General features: G+C 70.9%; 21 protein-coding genes and 1 tRNA gene. 9 read left to right on the top strand and 13 right to left on the bottom strand.

Annotation, left to right across the window (positions count from 1 at the left end; translation table 11 throughout):
• Positions 1–6 precede the first annotated feature (6 nt).
• Positions 7–417 (bottom strand): hypothetical protein, encoded by a 411-nt coding sequence (locus AC6JA9_RS29495; protein WP_223745606.1) that lies wholly within the window; start codon positions 415–417, stop codon positions 7–9.
• Between the two features lie 158 nt (positions 418–575).
• Here AC6JA9_RS29495 and fni point away from each other — a divergent pair, with 158 nt between their 5' ends.
• From fni to AC6JA9_RS29470, 5 genes are read left to right on the top strand one after another with little or no spacing between them, the layout of a single operon-like run.
• Positions 576–1,634, top strand: a complete 1,059-nt coding sequence (gene fni / locus AC6JA9_RS29490; RefSeq protein WP_408889767.1) for a type 2 isopentenyl-diphosphate Delta-isomerase — start codon at positions 576–578, stop codon at positions 1,632–1,634.
• Positions 1,635–1,670: 36 nt separating this feature from the next.
• Complete coding sequence (locus AC6JA9_RS29485; RefSeq protein ID WP_223745608.1) at positions 1,671–3,002, top strand: hydroxymethylglutaryl-CoA reductase, degradative; 1,332 nt, start codon at positions 1,671–1,673, stop codon at positions 3,000–3,002.
• A gap of 7 nt (positions 3,003–3,009) precedes the next feature.
• Entirely contained in the window at positions 3,010–3,942 is a 933-nt protein-coding gene (gene mvk, locus AC6JA9_RS29480) for a mevalonate kinase (protein WP_223784049.1), read from the top strand.
• An 8-nt stretch (positions 3,943–3,950) separates the two neighbouring features.
• Positions 3,951–4,940, top strand: coding sequence for a diphosphomevalonate decarboxylase (mvaD, locus tag AC6JA9_RS29475; RefSeq protein WP_141325180.1), 990 nt, complete (start codon positions 3,951–3,953; stop codon positions 4,938–4,940).
• Positions 4,940–6,019 (top strand): mevalonate kinase family protein, encoded by a 1,080-nt coding sequence (locus tag AC6JA9_RS29470; RefSeq protein ID WP_497958186.1) that lies wholly within the window; start codon positions 4,940–4,942, stop codon positions 6,017–6,019. Before mvaD ends, AC6JA9_RS29470 begins: the two co-directional genes overlap by 1 nt.
• A gap of 28 nt (positions 6,020–6,047) precedes the next feature.
• On the opposite strand, the gene AC6JA9_RS29465 is transcribed toward AC6JA9_RS29470, so the two are convergent.
• Together AC6JA9_RS29465 and omp85 are read right to left on the bottom strand one after the other, a co-directional pair.
• Positions 6,048–6,455, bottom strand: coding sequence for a hypothetical protein (locus tag AC6JA9_RS29465; protein ID WP_223784051.1), 408 nt, complete (start codon positions 6,453–6,455; stop codon positions 6,048–6,050).
• A 199-nt stretch (positions 6,456–6,654) separates the two neighbouring features.
• Complete coding sequence (gene omp85, locus AC6JA9_RS29460) at positions 6,655–7,827, bottom strand: Omp85 family outer membrane protein (RefSeq protein WP_223745611.1); 1,173 nt, start codon at positions 7,825–7,827, stop codon at positions 6,655–6,657.
• A 182-nt stretch (positions 7,828–8,009) separates the two neighbouring features.
• Here omp85 and AC6JA9_RS29455 point away from each other — a divergent pair, with 182 nt between their 5' ends.
• The gene (locus AC6JA9_RS29455; RefSeq protein WP_497960775.1) at positions 8,010–9,557 is read left to right on the top strand and encodes an alkaline phosphatase family protein; all 1,548 of its coding nucleotides are present in this window, start codon (positions 8,010–8,012) and stop codon (positions 9,555–9,557) included.
• On the top strand, positions 9,554–10,669 hold the full coding sequence (locus AC6JA9_RS29450; RefSeq protein ID WP_497958185.1) for a lysylphosphatidylglycerol synthase transmembrane domain-containing protein: 1,116 nt from the start codon (positions 9,554–9,556) through the stop codon (positions 10,667–10,669). The genes AC6JA9_RS29455 and AC6JA9_RS29450 overlap by 4 nt, the downstream gene beginning before the upstream one ends.
• Before the next feature lie 68 nt (positions 10,670–10,737).
• On the opposite strand, the gene AC6JA9_RS29445 is transcribed toward AC6JA9_RS29450, so the two are convergent.
• From AC6JA9_RS29445 to AC6JA9_RS29415, 7 genes are all read right to left on the bottom strand, one after another.
• A tRNA-Leu gene (locus AC6JA9_RS29445) sits at positions 10,738–10,821 on the bottom strand.
• Positions 10,822–10,914: 93 nt separating this feature from the next.
• Positions 10,915–11,292: a 2Fe-2S iron-sulfur cluster-binding protein gene (locus AC6JA9_RS29440; RefSeq protein ID WP_046715064.1), complete on the bottom strand. Its 378-nt coding sequence runs from the start codon at positions 11,290–11,292 to the stop codon at positions 10,915–10,917.
• Position 11,293: 1 nt separating this feature from the next.
• Positions 11,294–13,138, bottom strand: a complete 1,845-nt coding sequence (gene hscA, locus AC6JA9_RS29435) for a Fe-S protein assembly chaperone HscA (RefSeq protein WP_426745661.1) — start codon at positions 13,136–13,138, stop codon at positions 11,294–11,296.
• Positions 13,135–13,683 carry a Fe-S protein assembly co-chaperone HscB gene (hscB, locus tag AC6JA9_RS29430; protein WP_223745614.1) on the bottom strand — a complete coding sequence of 183 codons (549 nt, stop codon included), beginning with the start codon at positions 13,681–13,683 and terminating at the stop codon, positions 13,135–13,137. The genes hscA and hscB overlap by 4 nt, the downstream gene beginning before the upstream one ends.
• Positions 13,684–13,798: 115 nt before the next feature.
• Complete coding sequence (locus tag AC6JA9_RS29425; protein WP_141325174.1) at positions 13,799–14,200, bottom strand: HesB/IscA family protein; 402 nt, start codon at positions 14,198–14,200, stop codon at positions 13,799–13,801.
• Positions 14,201–14,246: 46 nt separating this feature from the next.
• Positions 14,247–14,648, bottom strand: coding sequence for a Fe-S cluster assembly scaffold IscU (gene iscU, locus AC6JA9_RS29420; RefSeq protein ID WP_015351027.1), 402 nt, complete (start codon positions 14,646–14,648; stop codon positions 14,247–14,249).
• Positions 14,649–14,746: 98 nt separating this feature from the next.
• On the bottom strand, positions 14,747–16,108 hold the full coding sequence (locus AC6JA9_RS29415) for an IscS subfamily cysteine desulfurase (protein WP_223745867.1): 1,362 nt from the start codon (positions 16,106–16,108) through the stop codon (positions 14,747–14,749).
• Between the two features lie 370 nt (positions 16,109–16,478).
• Here AC6JA9_RS29415 and AC6JA9_RS29410 point away from each other — a divergent pair, with 370 nt between their 5' ends.
• Positions 16,479–18,305 (top strand): SPFH domain-containing protein, encoded by a 1,827-nt coding sequence (locus tag AC6JA9_RS29410; RefSeq protein ID WP_223745615.1) that lies wholly within the window; start codon positions 16,479–16,481, stop codon positions 18,303–18,305.
• 67 nt (positions 18,306–18,372) lie between these two features.
• Positions 18,373–19,815, top strand: coding sequence for a protein-disulfide reductase DsbD family protein (locus AC6JA9_RS29405; RefSeq protein WP_223745616.1), 1,443 nt, complete (start codon positions 18,373–18,375; stop codon positions 19,813–19,815).
• A 33-nt stretch (positions 19,816–19,848) separates the two neighbouring features.
• Here the strand turns inward: AC6JA9_RS29405 and AC6JA9_RS29400 are convergent, their stop codons facing one another.
• From AC6JA9_RS29400 to AC6JA9_RS29390, 3 genes are all read right to left on the bottom strand, one after another.
• A complete protein-coding gene (locus tag AC6JA9_RS29400; RefSeq protein WP_223745617.1) occupies positions 19,849–20,466 on the bottom strand; it encodes a tRNA-uridine aminocarboxypropyltransferase in 618 nt (205 codons plus the stop codon).
• Positions 20,463–21,011 (bottom strand): hypothetical protein, encoded by a 549-nt coding sequence (locus tag AC6JA9_RS29395; RefSeq protein WP_141325169.1) that lies wholly within the window; start codon positions 21,009–21,011, stop codon positions 20,463–20,465. The genes AC6JA9_RS29400 and AC6JA9_RS29395 overlap by 4 nt, the downstream gene beginning before the upstream one ends.
• Positions 21,012–21,114: 103 nt before the next feature.
• On the bottom strand, positions 21,115–21,984 hold the full coding sequence (locus tag AC6JA9_RS29390) for a DMT family transporter (RefSeq protein WP_223745618.1): 870 nt from the start codon (positions 21,982–21,984) through the stop codon (positions 21,115–21,117).
• Positions 21,985–22,057 lie beyond the last annotated feature (73 nt).

The raw sequence follows: 22,057 nt of genomic DNA, 5'->3' as shown, positions 1-22,057 counted from the left end.
GTGGGCCTAGAGGTAGAAGCGGTCCGTCACCCCGGCGGTGCGCTGGAGGATGGCGCTCCAGCCCAGCCAGAGCGGGATGCGGCTGTCGCCGGTGAGCGCCTCGCCGCCCAGCGCCCCGAGCGAGCCGGTGCAGCCCGCGAGCGTGCACAGCCCTGAATCCGTCAGGTGCTCCAGCAGCGCGCGCAGCGTGGGCATGCCCCGGGACTCGAAGCGGTCCGCCACGTCCTCGCGGCCCGCGAAGTCCGGCTCATCCAGCGCGTCCTTCAGGAAGCGCTCGAGCGCCCACCAGAAGAGGTAGATCTCCGCGCGCCGTCCCGCCGCCGTCGCCGCCGCCGCGATGGACAGGCCCTGGTGCACGCGGTCGTAGTCTCCACTGTGAAGGAAGACGACCACCTTGGGCGACGCGGGGGCGCTCATGCGGGCCTCATACTGTCCCGCAGTGGATTTCGTCCATTGGCATGCCCTCTTGGACCGCTCGGCCCTTTGGCTTGCACCCCTCCCCCGGCGCTTGCTAGGTAACTCGGGCCTTCCGCACACCTCCGCCTTGTCGGGCACCCGGGACGGACCCACACCAAATGGTCGAGGACATCACAGCGCGGCGCAAGGACGCTCACCTCGACCTGTGTGCCACCGGTGACGTGGAGCCCGGTCAGAACAGCACCCTGCTGGACCTGGTCCACCTGGTCCACTGCGCCATGCCGGAGATGTCCGTGGAGGACGTGGACCTGTCCACGCTGTTCCTGGGCAAGCGGCTGCGCCACCCGCTGCTCGTCACGGGCATGACCGGCGGCACCGAGCGCGCGGGGGTGGTCAATCGCGACCTGGCCCTGGTGGCCGAGCGCCACGGCCTGGCCTTCGGCGTGGGGAGCCAGCGCGCCATGTCGGAGGACGCGACGCGGGCGGCCTCGTTCCAGGTGCGGCAGGTGGCGCCCACGGTGGCGCTCCTGGGCAACATCGGCCTGTACCAGGCGGTGCGGCTGGGCGTGGACGGCGTGCGGCGGCTGATGGACGGCATCGGCGCGGACGGAATCGCGCTGCACCTCAACGCCGGGCAGGAGCTGACCCAGCCCGAGGGCGACCGGGACTTCCGCGGCGGCTACGCGGTGGTGGAGTCGCTGGTGAACGCCCTGGGCGAGCGGCTGCTGGTCAAGGAGACCGGGTGCGGCATCGGCCCGGAGGTGGCGCGGCGCCTGGTGGAGTTGGGTGTGCGCAACATCGACGTGTCCGGGCTGGGAGGCACGTCGTGGGTCCGGGTGGAACAACTTCGGGCCACGGGCGTACAAGCCCAGGTGGGCGCGGAATTCAGCGCGTGGGGCATCCCCACGGCGGCGGCGGTGGCCACCGTCCGCGGGGCCGTGGGCCCGGACGTGCGGCTGGTGGGGAGCGGAGGCATCCGCACGGGGTTGGAGGTGGCGAAGGTGCTGGCGCTGGGGGCGGACGTGGCGGGCATGGCCCTGCCGTTGTTCCGGGCGCATCAGGCGGGCGGGGTGGCGGCGGCCGAGCAGGCGCTGGAGGTCATCCTGACGGGGCTTCGTCAGGCGCTCGTGCTCACCGGAAGCAGAAGCTGCGCTGAGCTGAGGCGGCGGCCGCGGGTGGTGACCGGTGTATTGAAGGATTGGATGGCGGCGCTGTAGTGGGGACCGCCAACGCAGGAAGAGGGAAGACTCATCATGTCTGAGACGGTGACGTCCCGGCTATCCGGGTTCCACAAGCTGCCGATGGACGAGCGCCTCGCGACGCTCGCCCGCATGTTCCGGCTGTCGCCCGGGGACCTGGAGCAGCTCCGTGGGACCGAGGCGCTCCAGCCGGTGCTGGCCAATCAGATGATCGAGAACGCGGTGGGGACCTTCTCCCTGCCGCTGGGCCTGGGGCTCAACCTCCAGGTGAACGGGCGCGACTACCTGGTGCCCATGGCGGTGGAGGAGCCGTCCGTCGTGGCGGCCGTGTCCTTCGCCTCGAAGATCGTCCGCGAGAACGGTGGCTTCAGCGCCGAGGCGGACGAGTCGATGATGATCGGCCAGATCCAGGTGACGCGCTTCGGCGACCCGACGGAGGCGGCCGAGAAGATTCTGGCGCACAAGGAGCAGCTGCTGGCGCTGGCCAACAGCTTCCACCCGGCCATGGTGGCGCGCGGCGGCGGCGCCCGGGACGTGGAGGTGCGCATCCTCCCGGCGCCCGAGGGCCCCAGGGGCGAGCCGCTGCTCGTGGTGCACATCCTCATCGACACGCAGGAGGCGATGGGGGCCAACCTCATCAACACCGTGGCGGAGGGCGTGGCGCCGCTCGTCGAGCAGATCACCGGCGGCAAGGTGTACCTGCGCATCCTCTCCAACCTGGCGGACCGGCGGCTGGCGCGCGCCACGTGCCGCATCCCGCTGGCGGCGCTGGCGGACTTCGAGATGCCGGGGGAGATCATCGCCGAGGGCATCGCCCAGGCCAGCCGCTTCGCGGAGGCGGACCCGTACCGCGCGGCCACGCACAACAAGGGCGTGATGAACGGCATCGACGCGGTGGCCATCGCCACGGGCCAGGACTGGCGCGCCATCGAAGCCGGCGCGCACGCCTTCGCCTGCCGCAACGGGCAGTACCGTCCGCTGTCCACCTGGTACCTGGAGGAGGGGCACCTGGTGGGCCGCATCGAGCTGCCCATGGCGCTGGGCATGGTGGGCGGCCCCATCAAGGTGCACCCCGGCGTGCAGATGGCGCTCAAGCTCTTGCGCGCCTCGGGCGTGCGCGAGCTGTCCATGGTGTTCGCGGCGGTGGGCCTGGCGCAGAACTTCGCGGCGCTCCGGGCGCTGGGCAGCATCGGCATCCAGAAGGGCCACATGGCGCTGCATGCGCGCTGCGTGGCGGTGACGGCCGGCGCGCGCGGCGACTGGGTGGAGAAGCTGGCGGACCTGTTGGTGAAGGCGGGCCACGTGAAGGTGGAGAAGGCCCGGGAGATTCTCGCCAGCCTGTCCGCCGAGGACGCCAAGGCCGCCACCACCGGTACCACCGTCTAGCGCGCCCGTGGCCACCTCGCCCCCACTGTCCACGTTCGGCGCCGGCAAGGTCATCCTGCTGGGCGAGCACAGCGTGGTGTACGGCCACCCCGCGCTCGCGGGGCCGCTGTCGCAGGGGGTGAAGGCGCGGGGCGTGCCGGCCCGGAAGTGTCAGCTGACGCTTCCCGCCACGATGAGCCGCGCCCAGCGCGCCCAGCTCACCGGCGCCTTCCTGCGCGCGGCGAGGCTGGTGGGCGAGCCTCCCGTGAAGGTGTCGTTGGACCCGGAGCTGCCCCTGTCGGCGGGGCTCGGCAGCTCCGCAGCGGTGTCCGTCGCCTGCGCGCGCATGTTGCTCTGTGCCGCGGGCCGGGAGCCCACGCCCAAGGAGGCCGGACGCCTGGCGTGGGAGATGGAGCAGGAGTTCCACGGCACGCCCTCGGGCGTGGACCACACCACCAGCGCCCATGAGCAGCTGCTCTTGTACCGCCGCGCGCCGGGCTCCTCCGACGTGGGGCGCGGCAAGGTGGTGGACAGTCCGCGTCCCTTGCGCGTGGTGGTGGCGCTGGCCGGTGAGCGCAGCCCCACGAAGAAGACCGTCGGGGCGCTGCGCGAGCGGCAGGCGCGCTGGCCCGAGCGCTACCAGCGCCTCTTCGCGCAGATGGGGAAGCTGGCGTCGGAGGGCGCGCGGGCGGTGGAGGCCGGTGACCTGGAGGGCCTGGGCGACGCGATGAACGTCAACCAGGGCCTCTTGGCGGCGCTGGGCCTGTCCTCGCCGGCATTGGAAGAGATGGTGTACCGACTGCGGGGCCTGGGAGCGCTGGGCGCCAAGCTCACCGGAGCCGGTGGGGACGGCGGGGCCGTGGTCGGTCTGTTCCTCGAACCCGAGCCCGCGGTGGACCAGCTCACCCGGCTCGGCGTGCGCTGCTTCAGCAGCCAGCTCGCGGGTCCGCGAGCGACCTAGGTGTCCGCATGAAAGCCACTGTCCTGGCGCATCCCAACATCGCCCTGGTGAAGTACTGGGGGAAGCGGGACGACGCCCTCATCCTGCCGCACCAGTCCAGCCTGTCGCTGACGCTCTCCCCGCTGTCGGTGACGACGACGGTGGAGTTCGGCGTCCCCACGGACGCGGTGGAGCTCAACGGCCACGTCGCCAAGGGCAGCGAGCGCGAGCGGGTGCTGCGCCTGTTGGAGTCCGTGCGCGCGCAGGCCGGCGACAAGTCCCTGGGCCCGGCGAAGGTCGTCTCGCGTGGCGACTTCCCCATGGCGGCGGGCCTGGCCAGCAGCGCGGCGGGCTTCGCGGCGCTGGCGGTGGCGGGGCGCGCGGCGGCGGGCCTGCCGCGGGACACGAAGGCGGAGAGCATCCTGGCCCGGCTGGGCAGCGGCTCGGCGTGCCGCAGCGTGCAGGGCGGCTTCTGCGAGTGGCAGCGCGGTGAGCGCCCGGACGGCGACGACAGCTTCGCGGTGCAGCGCTTCGACGCGGCGCACTGGCCGGAGCTGCGCATGGTGGTGGCCATCCTGGACCGCGGCGAGAAGGACGTGAAGTCGCGCGACGGGATGAAGCAGGCGGTGGAGACCAGCCCCTACTACGCGGCCTGGGTGAAGGACGCGGAGGCGGAGGTGCCCCGCGCGCGCGAGTACATCGCCCGTCGGGACTTGCAGGCGCTGGGCGAGATGTGTGAGCGCAACGCCTGGCGGATGCATTCCACGTCGCTCGCGGCCGACCCGCCGCTCTGCTACCTGAACGCGGCCACGGTGGGGCTCATCCACCACCTGCGTGAGCACCGCAAGAAGGGCGTGCCCGTCTGGTTCACGCTGGACGCGGGCCCCAACCCGGTGCTGCTGACGGACGCGGCGAACGAGGTGGCGGCGGAGGCGCTGGCCCGCGCGTGCGGCGCGCTGGACGTGATTCGCTGCGTGCCCGGTGGTGACGCGACACTGAAGTCGGAGCACCTCTTCTGATGGAGCGCGCGCTCTCGGCTCCGGGCAAGCTGTTCGTCTCCGGCGAGTACGCGGTGCTGTGGGGTGGGGTGGCGCGGCTGGTGGCGGTGGCGCCCCGCACGCACGCCTACGTGCGGCGGCGCGAGGACGCGCGCGTGCACGTCTGCCTGGAGGAGGGGACGCTCGCCGGGAGCATGACGCCGCGCGGGGTCCGCTGGGAGCGCGACGTGCCGGCGGGCTTCTCCTTCGTGGCGCGCACGCTGGACGAGGCGCTGCGCGCGCACGGCCGGGCGAGCCAGGGCTTCGACTTCGCGGTGGCGCCGTCCGCGGTGGGGCCCAACGGCCAGAAGCTGGGCATGGGCGGCAGCGCCTGCGCCACGGTGCTGGCGTCGGAGGCCGCGCGCTGGGTGCTGGACGAGCGCTACGACGCGCTGAAGCTGGCGCTGCTGGCGCACACGCAGGGGCAGGGCGGCAAGGGCAGCGGCGGGGACGTGGCGACGAGCTTCGCGGGCGGCGTGCTGCGCTACCGGCGCTACGACGTGGCGGCGCTGGTGGAGGCGAGCAACCACGGCCGGCTGAGCGCGGCCATGACGGAGTCCGCGTCCGTCGACGTCTGGCGGCTGCCTCCGCCCCGGGTGCCCATGGCGTATGCCTTCACGGGCGAGAGCGCCTCCACGCGCGTGCTCATCGGTCAGGTGGAGGCGAGGCTGGAGGAGCTGGGCCGTCAGGCCTTCGTCGCGCGCTCGGACGCGGTGGGGCAGGCGGTGGAGGACGGGCTCGCCGGCTGGGACTTCCGGGCGTTCTCCGAGGCGGTGAAGGCCCAGCACGCGCTGCTGTTGGAGCTGGGCCCGCTGGAGACCGAAGGCATGCGCCGCGTGCTGTCGCTGGCGGCGGCCTACGGTTGTGTCGGGAAGCTGTCCGGCGCGGGCGGAGGCGACGGCTGCATCCTCTTCGCGCCGGACGTGGCGGCCCGCGCCGAGCTGTGTGAGGGCCTGGAGGCGCGCGGCTTCCACACGCTGCTGCTGGAGCCGGAGCCCGGCGTCCGCGGCGAGGCGCACCTGGACGCGCGCCTGCGGGCCTGGGTGGACGCGCTCGTCTGAAGCGGGGCCCCGGTGGGCCCCTCAGGCATCAGCCGACCGAGAGGCGCGGCCCCTCGTCGAGGAGCTCCTGGGCGGGCTCGTTGCTCGCGCGCGCGCGCCGGGCGTTGGGGCGCCGGGCCACCACGGGGGCGTTGCCGCCGAGCCAGTCCCACTTCTCTCCGTCCCACAGCTGCTCCCGCCAGCCCAGCTGGGTGGCGGCCTCGCGCGCCTTCTCGCCGTGGGCGATGAGCGCCCAGCCCGCGCGCGACTGCTTGCACTCACCGCTCTTGAACTTCAGCAGCCGGTGCTGGCCCTGGGCCTCGTCACGGTCCGCGTCCCACAGCGCCTGCTGCTTGCCGCCCGTCCCCTCGTAGTCGACGCCGTTCCACTCACACCAGGCGATGACGTCCTTGAGCCGGACCAGCTTCGCGCTCCGCGACAAGGAGAGTTCCGTCACGGCCGCCACGAGGAGGCCAGGGGAGATGACACGCATGGAAGAAGCCCCGTTGCAGGTCAGCGATTGCAGCCAACCTACAGCGGGGGTGGTGTCGGAAGGTCCATGACGACTCCATGCCTTTGTCATGGTTCTGTCATGCCTCACGCGGAGCTTGACTCGCAGCGTTGAAGACAGCGCGCGGCGTCATGGCGAGCAAGCGTCAGAACATGTGGCCGAAGGTGATGTAGACGCGCTGGCGTCCCGTCTCGGTGGAGCGCGCGTAGTCCATGCGGACCACGGCGGCGCGGCGCATGAGGCGCAGGCCTCCGCCGATGCCCGGGTGCCACTCGTGCCACTTGCCGTCGGGCACGCCCGGGTGCCACACGCGGCCCAGGTCCAGGAACATCACCGCGCCCACCTTCATGCTCTTGCCGAACACCTGGAGGTTGGCGGCGTGGTAGCGCAGCTCCGTGTTGCTGAAGGCCTTCACGTTGCCGGAGAAGCGGTTGCGCTCGATGCCGCGCACGCTGCTCATCCCGCCGATGCCCTCCGACACGTTGACGCCGCCGGTGTTGCTCCACTCGAAGAACGGCACCTCGCCGAAGAGCATGTCCAACGTCAGCCGCTGCGCCAGCGTCAGCCGTGACGACAGCTTGAGGTAGCGCCGCTCGCTCAAGGTGATGCCCGCGTACTGGTACCGGCTGCCGGTGGCCATGCCGGAGACGCGCAGGGCGATCTCCTCCACGCCGCCCTCCAGCGGGTCCGTCTCGTCGTCGCGCGTGTCCCACAGCGCGCCCACGAGCAGCTGCCCCGTCATGCCGCCCTCGATGCCCAGCGGACGCTGCTGGTGGAGCATCGATTCGTCGTACGTGTCCACGCTGGTGTAGCGCAGCGCATAGCCCACGTAGGACTGGAGCGGATGGGTGGGACCGAAGGGCCGCCCCCGCAGCCGGAACCAGCCGCCCGGCGCGCCCTTGTCGAAGGTGTAGCGCTCGTTGTCCAGGTCGCCCCGGAAGTCGGGCGCCGAGAGGTTGCCCGCGCCGAAGAAGGGGCTCTTCAGCTCGCGCCTGTACTCCAGGCCGGCCTCCAGGCGCAGCGGGCCGATGAGCCGGGGCCCGTCGTAGCGCACGTAGTGGCTCTGCACGCCGCGGCTGCTGAAGAGCACCTGCGCGCCGATGCCGTGCGCGTACGGCGTCTTGCCGGGGCCGTACAGGTAGATGCCGCCGACGGCGCCGTAGCTGATGCCGTGGTCCGAGCTGAACGTCATCATCGGCAGGGCGATGATGTCCGAGCCGGAGTCCGCCTTCGTTTGAGGCAGCCCGGGCGCTGGACGGGAAGGCGACTTCACCGGAGCGGCGCCGAGCACGACGAGGAGGACAGCGGGAAGGAGCATGGGGACCGTGGTGACGTCTCTCTGAGTCGGAACCATCCCGACAGAAGGACGGCGCTACCTGCCCGCCTGCTTTCCAGGAGGGCTGCCTTCGACTGAAGGCGGCCGTCCCCCCGAGTGCTCATTCTGGCGGGTGAGGGAGGGGAGGCGTCAACGTGAGTGGTGTGATTACTCCGGCGTCCTGGATGTGGGCCCATGGGCTCGCGCGGCGGATTGGAACGAAAGTTCCGCCCGCAGCGGCGCATCGGCGCAGGAATCTGCTGCTCATCCACCTCGACGGCGTACCCAAGGCCCTGCTGGACGAGGCGATTGTCGCCGGCAAGCTCCCGTTCGTCTCACGACTCATCCGCTCCGGCACGTTTCAATTGGATGACGCCTTCTGGGGCGCGCCCACCTCCACGCCGTACTTCCAGGCGGGGCTCCTGTACGGCCTGCGGAATTCGAACCTGCCCGCATATTCCTGGTTCGACAGGGAGCTGGGACGACAGGTGCGGATGAGCACGCCCACGGACGCACACGTCATCGACGAGCGCCTGCGAGGCCAGGGGCGCGAGAGCCTGTTGGATGGAGGCGGCCACGGCTACTTCTCGCTGTTCCGCGCGGGCGCCCGGAACGCGCTCAGCATGAGCACGCTGGCGAGCTTCAAGCAGATGTCGCGCGCGTTCTCGTACGAGATGATGGGCCTGTCGGCGGGGCGCACGCGCGGCCTCTGGGACTTCCTCGGCGCGTTCGGCATGGACACGTGGCGCTCGGCGCGCGAGGTGGCCCACTGGGCCCACGCGCTGCACGACTGGCGGCACGAGCAGTCCTTCCTCGTCAGCCGCGTGTTGTTGCAGCGGCTGGGTTGGAGCTTCGCGTACACCAAGGCGCTGGTGGACATGGTGCGCGGCGTGCCCGCCATCTACCTGGTGTTCGGAAACTACGACGAGGTGGCCCATCGTCGGGGACCTCGCTCGGAGCTGGCGCTGTCCGAGCTGCACCGCGTGGACGGGTACCTCGAGGACCTGTACGCGATGTCCCAATCGGTGGAGCGCCCCTACGACGTCATCATCCTGTCGGACCACGGCCACGTGGACGCCCTGCCGTTGGAGCAGCGCCGGGGGCGACGGCTGGAGTCGCTGCTCCTCGAGGGCTCCCCCGGCGAGCTGGCCGAGGACGTGGTGCGCGGACTGCGCGACGGACGTCCGCTTCAGGACTCGGTGCCGAGCGCGCCCTTCGAGCCCGTCATCGTCGAGTGCGGCAACTTCGCGCACGTCTATCTCTCCGGTGCGCGAGAGCCGCTGGAGGCCCGCGAGCTGCTCGCGCGACATCCGGAGGTGCTGGCGCGCGCCACGCGCAGCGAGGACATCGGCATCGTCGCGCTGAGACGAGGTCACTCCGCGGTGGCGGTGATTCGCGGCGGCGTGTACGGCCCGGACGAGGTGGAGCGCGCGCCGCTGTCACCCGAGTTCAGCCGCCGCGCGGTGGCGGACTTCCTGCGAGGGCTGCCGGCGATGACGACGGCGGGAGACCTGGTCGTCTTCGGAGAGGCGGTGCGCCGGGGCGGCACGGTGGGCTTCGCGTGGGAGTTCGGCTCGCACGGGGGCCTGACTCGCACGGAGGCCAACAGCCTGGTGTGCTGGCCCGCGCACGCGCCGGTGGACCTGTCCGGACTGGGGCACTGCGCCCAACTGCATGACCGGCTCGCGGAGGTCTACGTGCGCCAAGCGCCTCGCTTGAGGTGGGTGCAATGAAGACCCCAACGCGTCGCGCGAAGGGGGCGTGGCCCAGGCCGTCCGCGCGGGGCCTGAGCCTGCCCAAGGTGCTGCTCGGCGTGGTGGGGCTGGTGCTGTCCGTCGTCCTGCTCTCCACTGCCTTCTTCCACTGGAACCCGAAGGGCCCAGGCCCCCTGCTGCAGCCGCGCTTCCCGCTGGACGACTTCCTGAGGGACTTGCCCGGGCACCTGGTGTGGCTGCTGCCCTTCGTCATGCTGCAGGGCTCCATCATCCCGCTGCGCGCGGTGCAGTGGCAGAGCACCCTGCGCAAGCGCGTGCCCTTCCGCGAGCGCTACCACCTGGTGGCCATCGGCGCGTTCGTCCACAACGCGCTGCCGGGGAAGCTGGGCGACATCCTCCGCTCGTTCCTGCTGTCGCGCACCGAGCGCATCCCGTTCCTGCGCTGCCTGGGCACCGTCGCCGTCGGCAAGCTGATGGAGTTCGCCGCGCTGATGATGCTGGTGACGCTGTCGCTGCTGGGGCCCTTCGGCTCCACCCTCACGCGCTTCCAGGGGCAGCTGAAGGTGGCGGTGTCCCTGTGCGTGGGGCTCGTCGCGCTCGTGGTGCTGCTGGCCCACTGGTCGCTCCCGCTGGCGAACGCGCTGCACCGGCGCCACCGCTTCCCGCGGCTGGAGGGCTTCCTCCACCACGTCAGCGACGGGCTGGGCTCCGCGCGCTCCTTCATCGGCATGGGCAAGGTGCTCTTCTACTCGGTGGGCCCGGTGCTCGCGTCGGCGCTGGCCTACGGGCTGGCGCTCCACGGCATCGGCATCTCCGGCGGCCTCTTCGCGGGCGCGGTGGTGCTGGGCGCCATCTCCCTGGGGCAGGCGCTCCCGGGCGTGCCCGCGGGCATGGGCATCTACTACTTCGTCACCAGCTGGGCGGCCCGCAGCCTGGGCGCCACCCCCGAGGACGCGGCCGCGTTCGCCACGCTCACCCACCTGGGCACGGTGTTCAGCCAGGCCGGCGTGGGCGCCGTCTCCGTCTACATCCGGAAGATTCGCATCCGTGACCTAAGGAAGGGCGGCAGCCTGGCGCGCGAGGCCGCGCAGCACGTGGCGCATGAAGCGGTGGAGCCGGCGCCGCAGTGAGCCGGGCGCGGACCCCTGAAAAGCGAAAAGGGGCCCCGGTTTGAAACCGGGACCCCTTATCGACTTTGTGCCCAGGAGAGGACTCGAACCTCCATGCCCTTGCAGGCGCTAGACCCTGAATCTAGTGTGTCTACCAATTCCACCACCTGGGCAGGTGGCTTCACCGCCTCGGCGCCGTGGCGTCGCTGCGATGGGGCGGACATATAGGTGTCCTGCCCCGGCTCGTCAAGAACTACGTAACAACCTCACTTCTTCAGCGGCCATTTCCCCTCGGCCTCCAGGGCCCGGCGGATGACCGGGTTCTCGTCCATGAAGGCCGTGAGAGACTCCTCGGTGATTTCGACCACCACGTCCTCCTGGCTGACCTCCGTCTGGCAGCTCAACCGGGAGTACGGACGCACGTCGAACCCCATGTCCAACCGGTCCGCCTCCGCGTCCGATTGCTCGCTGAGCGAGTCCAGGCCCTTGCGGACCCAGATGTGACAGGTGGAGCAGCCGCAGACCCCGCCACAGCTGTGGCCCACCTGGGCCCCCGACTGTTCGGCTGCGTCCAGGAGGATGGTCCCGGGGGGGACGTCCACGCTGACCTCGGCCAGCGGGCTCTTGAAGGTGACCTTGGGCACGTCAGTACTCCTCCACCGAGTGGCCAGCGACAACCTGGGTGATGGCCTTGTTCATCACCCGCTCGATGAAGGGCCGGGACGTCTCGTCCAGGGCGTGCACGGCCTCCTTGAGCTTCAGGTAGTCGTTGCCCTGGGCCACCTCTCGCACGCGGGCGATGGCCGCGTCGATGGTGGCCTTCTCGCCGTCCTGGAGCAGCGAGGCGTGCTCGCCCAGCTGACGGTCCGCCTCGGCCAGCACGCGCTCGGCGTCCACCCGCTGCTCGCGCAGCTGCCGGGCCTGGATGTCGTCCTCGGCGTACTCGATGGAGTCGAGCAGCATCCGCTCGATTTCATCCTCGGTGAGGCCGTGGCTGGGCTTGACGGTGATGGACTGGGTGGCGCCGGTGCTCTGCTCCTTCGCGGAGACGGAGAGGATGCCGTCGGCGTCCACCTGGAAGCGCACCTCCACGCGCGCCATGCCGGCGGCGAGCGGGGGGATGCCGGAGAGCGTGAAGCGCGCGAGGCTGCGGTTGTCCTCCACCAGCTCCCGCTCGCCCTGCACCACGTGCACGTCCAGGCCCGTCTGCGCGTCCTTGAAGGTGGTGAACACCTGCGCCGCCGCGGTGGGGATGGTGGAGTTGCGCTGGATGAGCTTCTCGGTGATGCCGCCCATCGTCTCGAGCCCGAGCGACAGCGGAATCACGTCCAAGAGCAGCACCTCGTCCTGCCGGTCCGCGTTGGTGAGCAGGTCCGCCTGCACCGCCGCGCCCAGCGCCACCACCTGGTCCGGGTCGATGTCGCCCAGCGGCTCGCGGCCGAACATCTCCGCCACGAAGCGGCGCACCGCCGGCACACGCGTGGAGCCGCCCACCAGGATGACGCCGTCCAGCTCGCCCGCCGCCACGCCCGCGTCCTTCAGGGCCCGGCGGCACACGATGCCCGTCTTCGCCACCAGCGGCTGGATCCAGGCGTCGAAGTCCGCGCGCTTCACCGCGTGCGTCCGGCCATCCACCGTGACGGTGGCCTCGGCAGCGTCGGTGAGGGCCTCCTTGGCCTTGCGCGAGGACGCGAGCGCCTCGGCGACCAGGGCAGGGGAGGGCTCGGTGATTCCGAGCGCCTCGAACACCTTCGTGGCAATCGCCCGGTCGAAGTCGTCGCCGCCCAGGGCCGAGTCGCCGCCGGTGGACTTCACCTCGAAGACGCCGTCCACCAGCTTGAGGATGGAGATGTCGAAGGTGCCGCCGCCCAGGTCGTAGACGGCGAACGTGCCCTGGCTGCCCTTGTCCAGGCCGTACGCGAGCGCGGCGGCGGTGGGCTCGTTGAGCAGGCGCAGCACCTCCAGGCCCGCGAGCCGCCCCGCGTCCTTGGTGGCCTGGCGCTGGGCGTCGTCGAAGTACGCCGGCACGGTGATGACGGCCTGCTCCACCTTGCTGGAGAACTGCGCCTCGGCGCGGCGCTTCAGCGCACGCAGGATTTCGCCGGAGACCTCAATCGGCGTCACCGGGTTGCCGCCCGACACATCGAAGCGGACCACCTTGGCGCCGGGGACGAACTTGTAGTGGCCCAGCTTGCGCGTCTCGGCGTCCTCGGGGCCTCGGCCCATGAAGCGCTTCACCGACGCGATGGTGTCCGTGGGGTGCGAGGCCGCGAGCGCGCGAGCCCGGACGCCCACCACCACGCCGCCGTCCTGGCCGTAGTGCACCACGGAGGGCAAGAGCAGCGAGTCGCCCTCGTCCACCGGGACGCAGCGGGGCTTGCCCTGCGTCACCGCCGCCACCAGCGAGTGGGTGGTGCCCAGGTCGATGCCCACCGCCTGGCCCTTGGGCTTGAGCGGATCATGGATCTGCAGGTAGCCGTTCTTGCTCACGACAGACTCTCCTCCTCGAACGCTTCCACCTGCTCGAGAAAGCGCGTGAAGTAGCGCACCCGACCCAGGGCATGCGACGCCTTTCTCACCGGAGACTGTGAGTCACCCTCGCCCTCCAGGGCGCGTAGGGCACCGGCCGCCTCGTCGAGCGCCGCCTTGCGCCGCCCCTCCACCTGGGTGCCCATGGCCTGCACCCGCGCCAGGTCCTTCTTCTCCATGGCGGTGTCGAGCGCCTCGCGCAGCTCCATGACCTCCTCGAGGAACTCCAGGGGCATGTCCTTCTGCGCGCCCGCGTCCTCGCGGTCCAGGTCCACGCCGTGGAGCTTGAGCAGGTAGAAGGCGCGGCGCACCGGGTCCTTGAGCGCCTTGAAGGCCTCGTTGAGGGCGGTGGTGCCCTCCAGGGCCTTGAGGCGCTCGCGCGCGTCGGCCTGGGCCACGCGGTCCGGATGCAGCTGGAGCGACAGCTCGCGGTACTGCTTCTCCAGCGCCGGCACGTCCACGTCATAGGCGCGCGGCAGCCCGAAGACGTCGAAGTGGGTCCTCACTCGGTGTGCTCCATGGGGGCAGGGGGCGGATAAACGAAAGGGGCCCGGCGGCTGGCCGGACCCCGCGTGACTGGAGGTCCCCCGCGCGAGGCGAGGGACGAGGGCTGTCCCCACGTCAGACGGAGAAGCTCTCTCCGCAGCCGCACGCGGCCTTGATGTTGGGGTTGTTGAGCTTGAAGCCGGAGGCCATGAGCGTCTGCTCGAAGACCAGCTCCGTGCCGATGAGGTACAGGTAGCTCTTCGGGTCCACGAAGACGCGCACGCCGTCCTTCTCGAAGATCTTGTCGCGCTCGCGGGCCTTCTCGGACCACTCCATGGAGTACTGGAGGCCCGAGCACCCGCCGCCCTTCACGGCCAGCCGCAGGCCGGCCTCGGGCGTCTGGCGCTGCTCCAGGAGCTCCTTGAGCCGCGCCACGGCGCTGTCCGCCACGACGATGCCCTTGGGGGCGGCCTTGGCCACGGGCGCCGCGTTGGCCACCGGGCCGGGCGTCATCTGCTGGGTCGCCTGTTCGCTCATGGGTTCACCTCCTGGAGTCATGTGGAGAGCACCGTGCTCCCAGGACTCAAGATGCCTGGGCCTTGCGCGCGGCGCGCTTCTTCTTGAAGTCCTCGATGGCCGCCTTGATGGCGTCCTCGGCGAGGACCGAGCAGTGGATCTTCACCGGCGGCAGCGCCAGCTCCCGGGCCACGTCCTTGTTGGAGATGGTCATCGCCTGGTCCACCGTCTTGCCCTTCACCCACTCGGTGACGAGCGACGAGGACGCGATGGCGGAGCCACAGCCGAAGGTCTTGAACCGCGCGTCCTCGATGAGGCCGTCGTCCGAGATCTTCAGCTGCAGGCGCATCACGTCGCCGCACGCGGGCGCGCCGACCAGACCCGTGCCGACGTTCGGGTCTTCCTTGTCCATCGTCCCGACGTTGCGGGGGTTCTCGTAGTGGTCGATGACCTTGTCGCTGTAAGCCATGCCAACTCCTTCAACCGATGCTTCGCACCAAAGGTTCCGGCGAGCAATGCCCACCGTCCGGGGAGCCATGCGCCCCGCTGATTGCTCGGGAAGGCGCGCTAATGCGCCGTCCACTCGATGCTCTTGAGGTCGATGCCTTCCTTGGCCATCTCGTACAGCGGGCTCATGTCGCGCAGCTTGCGCACCTTGTCCACGACGAGCTGGACGACGTAGTCGACCTCCTCCTCCGTGGTGAAGCGCCCCAGGCCGAAGCGGATGGAGCTGTGCGCCAGCTCCTCATCCACGCCCAGCGCGCGCAGCACATACGAGGGCTCCAGCGAGGCGGACGTGCACGCGGAGCCGGACGACACCGCCACGTCCTTGATGCCCATCATCAGGGACTCGCCCTCGGCGTGGGCGAAGGAGATGTTGAGGTTGCCCGGCAGGCGGTGCTCCAGCGAGCCGTTGATGATGGTCATGTCCAGCGCGTCCGTGAGGCCCTTGCGCAGCTTCTCGCGCAGCCGGAGGATCCGCGCGGACTCCTCGGCCAGCTCCTCGCGCGCCAGCTGCGCCGCGTGGCCGAAGCCGACGATGGCCGACACGTTGAGCGTGCCCGAGCGCATGCCGCGCTCATGGCCGCCGCCGTCGATGATGGGGGCGATGCGCACGCGCGGCTTGCGGCGCACGTACAGCGCGCCGATGCCCTTGGGGCCGTACATCTTGTGCGAGGTGATGGAGGCCAGGTCCACCTTCATGGCCTCGACATCGAAGGGCACCTTGCCGATGCCCTGCACCGCGTCGCAGTGGAAGAGGATGCCCTTCTTGCGGCACAGCGCGCCAATCTCCGCGATGGGCTGCACCACGCCGATCTCGTTGTTGGCGAACATGATGGAGACCAGCACCGTGCGAGGCGTCATCGCCTCCTCGAGCTTCTCCAGGTTGACCCGGCCGTCCTGCTCCACGTCCAGGTACGTCACGCGCGCGCCGCCGGTGGGCAGGTCCGCCCACTTCTTGTACGTCGCGTCGTTCTCCAAATCATGCTTCGCGGAGAGCTCCGCCACCTCCTCGGGCGACACGTCGCGCTCGGCGAGCTGCGACAGGCGCAAGAGCTTGAGCTCGTCCAGGCGCTCCTGGCGCACGCGCTCCAGGCGCTTGCAGGTGTCCAGGATGGCCTTGTGCTCGGTCTTCAGGGTGATGATGTGGTCACCCTTCGACTTGTAGTACTCGATGACCCCCTTGATGGCCAGGTTGTCGGACTCGGTGGCGCCGGAGGTGAAGACGATCTCCTGCTCCGTCGCGCCGATGAGCTCCGCCACCTGCTGCCGGGCCTTCTTCACCGCCGCCTCGGCCTTCCAGCCGAACACGTGGTTGCGGCTGGACGCGTTGCCGAAGTCCTCGCGCAGATAGGGGAGCATCACGTCCAGCACGCGCGGGTCCAGCGGCGTGGTGGCGTGGTTGTCCATGTAGATCGGCAGCTTCACCATTGCGTCCCACACCTTCCTGAAGGGGCTTGCGACTGCCCCCGCACCCCGGCGCCACCCAGGGGGCGCGCTGCGGCGGGCATACACCGTCACACATGAATGTGGACCGGACTGGTCAATTATAAAATCGGGTGCCCTCGGGTCAAGCGAACATAAGGCGTACGGGAGACCCGCTGGGACTGGCCGGAAGGAGGGGCTGTCGGCGTTGGAACGGCCGCGCCGGGGTGGATCACCCGGGTGGGCCGTCCTGGCGCGGGGTGGTCCGGAATGGGGCGAGGCGGGGGCCTCATCGCGCGCAAGCGGCTGATTTCCCGAGGGGCGTGGGGCTGGCCGGGGGGCTGCAACCGGGGCGCGTCGCCAGGAGGCAGGCATGAGCGCGAACGCGAAGCGGGTGAAGGAGTCGTCGGAGTCGACAGAGCAGGGCCGTGCACAGCTCGTCCGGATGGAGGGTGGCGGTGGGGGGATGGATAAGAACCGTTACTCGGACGGCTGGCGTGCGGGGAAGCCCGCGGAGGACCCGGAGAAGATGAAGCGCTGGGGCCTCATCACCGCCCGGCCGAGCGAGTTCCTGGTCCACATGCGCCGCGGCCGCGTGCGCGACATCAGCGGCCAGGGGGCCAGCTGCTTCAAGCTGCCGGGCGACTCGGTGGCGATCGTCCCCACCAGCATCCAGCGGCTGCAGTTCACCGCGGACCAGGTGACGAGCGAGAAGGTGGGCGTGCAGGTGACGGGCCTGGCGGTGTACCGCATCGCGGATCCGTTGGTGGCCTTCCGCATGCTGAACTTCTCCTTCCCGGAGCGGGCGCAGGAGAAGCTGGCGGAGCTCTTGCGCGAGATGTTCGTGGGCGCCGCGCGCAGGCTGGTGGCGAACCTCTCCGTGGAGGAGTGCCTGTCCCGGCGCAAGGAGGGCATCGCCGCGGAGCTGATGCGCGAAATCGCGCCGGTGCTGTCGGGGCAGGGGCGCCTGGCGGACTCGACGGACGCGGGCTGGGGCGTGCTGCTGGACACGATTGAGATCCAGGACGTGCGCGTCCTGTCGTCCACCGTCTTCGAGAACATGCAGGCGCGCTTCCGCCGCGAGCAGGAGCGCCAGGCCCGCGAGGCGGAGCTGGCCAAGGAGCGCTTCGTCCACCGCGAGGAGACGGAGGCCGAGCGGCAGCTGAGCCTCCAGAAGCTCGAGGCCGAGGACGAGGTGCGCCAGCGCCGGCAGACCGCGGACGAGCAGTCGCGGCTGGAGACGCTGGCCGTCGAGGCGCGCGTGGCCGAGGCGAAGCTCGCCCAGGAGCGCACGCTCAAGCAGGAGCAGGCCACGGTGGAGCGCGAGGTGGCGCTCACCAAGCTCGCCGCCGAGCAGGACGTGCGTCAGAAGAAGCAGGTGGCCGACGAACAGGCCAAGCTGGAGGCGCTCACCGCCGAGGCGCGGCTGGCCGAGGCGAAGATCGTCTCCGAGCGGCAGCTGGCGACGAGCCGCGCGCAGGTGGAGATGGAGAAGCTGTCGCGCGAGCAGGAGCTGGAGGGGGCCCGCGCGCGCATCGCCCTGGAGAAGCTCAAGCGCGAGCAGGACGCGGACGTGGGCCGCGCGAAGCTGGAGCTGGAGAAGCAGAAGCTGTTGCAGGAGGCCGAGGCCGCCCAGGCGCGCTTCGAGCTGGTGCGGCTGCAGCGCGAGCAGGAGACCGAGAGCGCCAAGGCGACCATCGAGCTGGAGCGGCTGCGCCGTGAGCAGGAGCAGCAGAACGCGCTGGCGCAGATGGAGCTGGAGCGGCTGCGCCGGGAGCAGGAGCAGGCGGCGGCCCGGCACGAGGGGCAGCTGGCCGAGCAGCTCCAGGAGGTCGAGAAGCTCAAGGCGCAGCTGCAGGTGGTGCAGTCGCGGCGCGGCATCGCGGAGGCGGAGGTGGCCATCGCGGAGCTGGAGGTGCGGCGGGAGAACGCGCGGCAGGAGCTGGAGCTGTCGCGGGCCCGGGCCCTGCGGGACATCGAGAACACCATCAGCCCGGAGGTCATCCAGATGACGCTGGCGCAGCAGCTCCCCCAGGTGGCGGCCGCGTTCCAGCAGAAGATGGGCGAGGTCCACGTCACGGCGGTGGATGGGGCGAACCCCTTTGGCTACATCGCCGCCGCGGTGGAGGGCGTCATGGGGCTGGCGCGGTCCGCGGGCCTGAAGGTGCCCGCCTCCTCGCTTGCCCCCACGGCGCAGTAGCCCCCGGGCCGGGGCCTGCGTATACAAAGCGGGCCCTTTTTGCTGGGGATGACGGAAGAGAGCGCGCATGGATGCCAAGAAGCTCGGGTTGATGGCCGTACTGGCCGGCGTGGCGGTGGTGGTGGTGCCGTGGCTGTTGCCCACCGGCCCCAGCACGGAGCTCGACGCGGCGCGTTTCCTGGAGTCCGGCAGCCTCTTCCTCGGCGCGGCCATCGTCTTCGGCGGCGGGTTGCTCACCGCGCTGACGCCCTGCGTCTACCCGCTCATCCCCATCACGGTCTCCGTCTTCGGGGCCCGCAAGGCGGAGAGCCGGGGCAAGGCGATGCTGCTCACCACGTCCTACATCGTGGGCATGGGCGTGGTGTTCAGCGGGCTGGGCATCCTGGCGGCGAAGACGGGCCAGGCGTTCGGCTCGATGTTGGGGCACCCCGCGGTGGTGACGGGGCTGGCGGTGTTCCTGCTGTTGCTCGCCTCGTCGATGTTCGGCGCGTTCGAGCTGGCGCTGCCGTCGGGGCTGCAGACGCGGCTGAACTCGGTGGGCGGCGCGGGGGTGGCGGGCGCGTTCCTGATGGGCAGCGTGTCGGGCTTCCTGGCGGCGCCGTGCACGGGGCCGGTGCTCACGGGGCTGCTCGCCTTCGTGGCGAAGACGGCGAACGTGACGCTCGGCGCGTCGCTGCTGTTCATCTACGCCTTGGGCATCGGCGTGCCGTTCTTCATCCTCGGGGTGTCCACGGTGAGGCTGCCCAAGAGCGGCGTGTGGATGGAGTGGGTGAAGAGCGTGCTGGGCATCATGCTCGTCGCGCTGGCGTTCAGCTACCTGAAGGACGCGTCGCCGTGGGCGCGTGACGTGGTGAAGGCGGCGGGCGCGGAGCTGGGGCGACTGCCGGGCGCGGCGCTGGCGGGGGGGCTCGCGGTGGTGGGCGTGCTCCTGGGCGCGGTGCACCGCTCGTTCAAGGAAGGCGCGCGCGACTTCTCGTTCAAGGCGTTCGGTGTGGCGCTGGTGGTGGTGGCGCTGATGGTGCGCGGCGGCGCGCTGGACGCGGGCCCGGTGGGCGAGCTGTGGGTGCGCCTGGGCATGGCCGAGCGTCCGCGTGCGCCGACGTGGGCGTGGGACCACGTGATGCCCGCGAAGAAGGCGACCTTCTCCCGCGAGGCGTTCGACCAGGTGCTGGCCCAGGCGAAGGCCGAGGGGCGGCCGGTGCTCATCGACTTCTTCGCGGACTGGTGCGCGGCCTGCAAGGAGCTGGACCGCGAGACGTACCCGGCGCCGCAGGTCATCTCGCAGTCGTCCGAGGGGCAGTTCCTCACCATCAAGATCGACGCGACGAACAGCGACGACGCGCTCGACGCGCTGATGGAGCGCTTCGGCGTGGAGGGCCTGCCCACGGTGGCCTTCGTGTCGCAGACGGGCACGGAGCTCAAGCGCCCGCGCGTCACCGGCTTCCTGGAGCCCGTGCCGTTCGCCGAGCAGATGCGCAAGGCGCGCTGCACCGAGGGCGCCTCCTGCTGAGTCCGCTGTCCGCTTCGTGAGACGACGCGACGCTCAGTCGCCGTCGTCCTCGTCACACGAAGGCGCGGGGCCCCGGCCGCGGCTCGCGAGCACGCGGTCGATCATCTTCTCGTGCAGGTCGTAGAGCGGGCGGGACACGTCCTCACCCTCCAGGTACGTGAGCGCGCCGGCGATGGCCTCAATCGTCGACATGCCGTCCGGATGCGGCGGCCTGCGCAGCCGGCGTGAATCCAGGGGCGGCGGAGGCAGCTTCAGTCCGGGCAGCCTGCGCAACCCCGGCAGTCGCTGCACCATGCGGCGCGCCTGTCCCCAGCTGCCATCCAGGACGATGAGCCGCCGGGGCTTCTCGGCCTCCGGCGCGGCCGTCTGCTGCGCGTCCGGGAAGAGCAACCACGTGGAGCCGTCGTCCTCCAGCACCGACGCATCGAAGCGCTGACCCGGCGAGCCATACGAGACGATGTGACAGCGCGGCAGCGCGAGCGCCGCCATGCGCGCGGTGTTCGTCGACTTGAGCGTCTCCTTGTGGTGCCGGATGACGAGCAGCTCCGTGCGCGTGGGGATGCTCGGCAGCTCGGCGCACAGGCACAGCGGGGAAGGCAGGAAGCAGCGCGGACAGCGGCCCGCGAGGTCCTCCGGAGTTCGAGACCTCATTTCCCCTGACGGTAGCGCTCCATCAGGACGCGCGCCTCACGAAGCTTCTCCTCCACGAAGCGGTCATCCGCGTCCGGCTCGTAGTCCGCGTCCGGCACGTCGAGCTGGAAGATGGCGGAGAGCAGGATGGGCGCGACCTCCAGCCACTCGGCCGTGCGGTTGAGCGCGGCCTGCCGACGGCCCGCGAAGGTCTCTGGTCCATCCTCCGGCCCGCAGCGACAGATGCGCGCCGAGTCTCCGGAGACGTCCACGTAGAGCCCCAGCACCTCGGCGTCGACCTCGGCCGCCAGCGCGCACGTGGCCTCGCTGACGTACGCGGCCATGGCCTGCGCCGCCGAGCGCTCCGTGAGCGAGCGCACCAGGTACACCTGCCACCCGGCCTCCGACAGCGCCCCGGACTCCTGGATGGGCGTCAGCTCCGCGGGCGGGGCCTGGATGCGCGACAGCAGCCGTCGCACGGGCGCCTCCAGCCGCTCCAACCTCGCGCTCGACGCGGGGCAGAAGAAGAGGACGCGGTACTCACGACTGTCTGCTGCGGTTTCCATGGGCATACGGCGTCGCAAGCACGGCGCTGCGGGGAGGAGCTGCGTTGGCCCAAGAGGACCAAAGGATTCCCCGACCTTGCAAGTGGGGAGTTGGGTGGAGATTTCAAGACGTGGCGGACGGGAGGGCCATGCTTGACGCGGGCGCCCGACGCTCGGAGGCGACCCAGACCCCCGCGGCCAGCACCAGGAGTCCCCCCGCCACGCCCACGGGTGTGAGCGCCTCGGAGAAGACGGCCCAGCCCACCAGGGAGGCCGTGAGCGGCTCCAGGTACGTCAACGCCCCGGCCGCCGCCGTGGGCACACGGCTCAGCCCCGCATTGAAGAGGCACGTCCCGGCAAGGCCGCACACCGCGCCCCCGGCGAGCACCTGGAGGGTGGCCGGGTCCAGCGCGGTCGGCAGCGCGTCCGTCCCGGCGATGAGAAGCAGCACCCCGGCGGACACCGGCGCGTGCAGCGAGGCCACGGCCAGGGGTGAGTAGGCTCGCGTCGCCGCCTTCGTCCCCAGGACGATGGCCGCGAAGAACAGGGCGCTGCCCGCGCCGAGCGCCGCCGTCATCCCCGTTCCTCCCTGTCCGTCGGGCCGGCCGATGAGCATCACCAGCCCCGCCAGCGTTACTGGCCCGGCCACCAGGGCCCGCACGGAGCGCTTCTCCCCCAGCACCCAGGGCGCGGCGAGCGCGAGCAGCAGGGGCGCGAGATAGTGCGTGAGCACGGCCACCGACACGGGGCCCCGCTTCATGGCGGCGAAGAACAGGCTGATGTTGGCCGCGTCCGCCAGGGCCACGACGAGCAGGGCCACGGTGGCGCGCCGGTCATGGAACGGGGCGCCGCGCAGCAGCAGGGGCACCGGCAGCGACATGGCGACCAGCGCCAGGAACGCGTTCTGCGCCCAGGACAGGCCCGCGGGCCGGAGGAAGAGGGACCAGCACCCCCACAGGGTGGCCCCTGCCGCGACCATCGCGAAATGCCGCACTGCTCATGACTCCTGGTGACGTCGGAGCGCCTCGAGGCGCCGACGGGGCGCACACTAGGAACATCTGCCACAC

The sequence above is a fragment of the Myxococcus sp. MH1 genome (assembly GCF_059738865.1).
The sequence above is the reverse complement of the archived record's forward strand: the minus strand, read 5'-3'. Positions and strand labels throughout refer to the sequence as shown.